The sequence below is a fragment of the Saccharopolyspora sp. 6M genome (assembly GCF_020176775.1).
GTDB classification, from domain to species: Bacteria; Actinomycetota; Actinomycetes; order Mycobacteriales; family Pseudonocardiaceae; genus Saccharopolyspora_C; species Saccharopolyspora_C gregorii.
In genome coordinates, this window is sequence record NZ_JAIUJZ010000206.1 from 1 (window position 1) to 1,496 (window position 1,496).

Sequence of the window (1,496 nt, forward strand, 5' to 3'; positions counted from 1 at the left end):
CGGGGCACCGGGGGGCCGGGGCCGGGGTGCGGTTTGCCCCCCCCCCGGGGCCCGCCGGGGGGGGGGGGGCCGGGGGGGCGCCCCCCCCCCTCCGTCGTGCGCGCCCGCCGCGATCAGGGTCCGACGAGGTCGTCCGGGATCGGTTCGTTCGCGGCGATCGCCCCGAACAGGCGCGAGGCGTTCGCGCTGTCCCACTTGATGACCGACTGGCCGCTGTCGGTGCGCACGAAGTCCCCGAACGGGACGCTGGTGGTGATCCCGTTGCCGCCGCTGACATCACCGAGTGCCTTGACCAGCCAGAACAGGTGCCAGACGTGATCGGAGTCGTTGAGCAGGAACGTGGTGCCCGCCGCGTTGGCCAGCGGCACCAGCCGGAACGGGTTGAGCAGCGTCGCCGGGCCCATCGCCTTGTCGGTCAGCGCGCCCAGCAGCTTGCGCTGGTTCTCCGCGCGTTCCAGGTCGCCGCCGTCGAGGGAGTAGCGGGCGCGGACGAACCCGAGCGCCTGCGGCCCGTCGAGCTCCTGGCAGCCCGCCGCCAGGTGCACGTTGGCCATGTCGTCGTCCATCGGCTCGTCCAGGCACATGTCCACGCCGCCGACGGCGTCGACCAGCTCGGAGAACCCGCCGAACCCGATCTCGGCGTAGTGGTCGACGTGCACGTCGGTGACCGTCTCCACGGTCTGGGCCAGCAGCTGCGGGCCACCGATGGAGAACGCGGCGTTGAGCCGGTCCTTTCCGTGCCCGGGGATCGGGACGTAGGAGTCGCGGGGCAGGCTGATCAGCGCGGGCTTCCCGCCGCCGGTGGGGATGTGCACCAGCATCATCGAGTCGGTGCGGCGCCCGGCGGCATCCCCGGCCGAGAGCTCCTCGCGCTGGGCCTCGTCGAGGCCTTCGCGGCTGTCGGAGCCCACCAGCAGCCAGTTGGTGCCGGGGGTGTCGGCGATGCGCCCGTCGTACTCGAGGGCTTCGGTGCGCTGCAGGACGCTGTCGACGTAGATGCCGAACCCGACCACGACCAGCAGCAGCACCAGCACGGCGATGCCGCTGCGCTTGCCCCAGCCCATCCGCTTGCGCCGACGCGGCGGTGGGGGCGGCGGCCCGGCCCGCCGGGTCGGCGGTGGTTGCGGCGGTGCGCCACCGCCGCCGCGGTTGCGGGCGTAGTAGTCGTAGCCGCCCTGCTGCGGCCGTCGGCCCCTCGGCGGATTCGCCGACCAATCACTCATGACCTTCACACCTGCGGAGTCGACTCGCCAGCACGCTCCGTGCCGACCTGTGCGGTGCAGCATCCCAGAAGCACCGTGGCGACCGGCACACCGCTACCGCAACGGTATGGAAACCACCCGTCCGGAACCGCCTGGGGGTAGCGGGTGCGCGGCATCGGCGGGAGCGGCGGCGGCCGAACGCAGCAGCGGGGGGGGGGGGGGGGGCGCCCCCCCCCCCCCCCCCCCCCCCCCTGCCCCCAGGCCATCAAAGCAACAACACACCACCAAACAAAC

General features: G+C 73.5%; 1 protein-coding gene. It reads right to left on the bottom strand.

Annotated features, from left to right (window positions below; genetic code table 11):
* Window positions 1-113 precede the first annotated feature (113 nt).
* The gene (locus LCD31_RS23870; RefSeq protein WP_224961479.1) at window positions 114-1,223 is read right to left on the bottom strand and encodes an LCP family protein; all 1,110 of its coding nucleotides are present in this window, start codon (window positions 1,221-1,223) and stop codon (window positions 114-116) included.
* Window positions 1,224-1,496 lie beyond the last annotated feature (273 nt).

Coding starts and splice junctions, on each gene's coding strand:
- LCD31_RS23870 (WP_224961479.1), bottom strand. CDS start 1,223: ATGAGTGATTGGTCGGCGAATCCGCCGAGGGGCCGACGGCCGCAGCAG.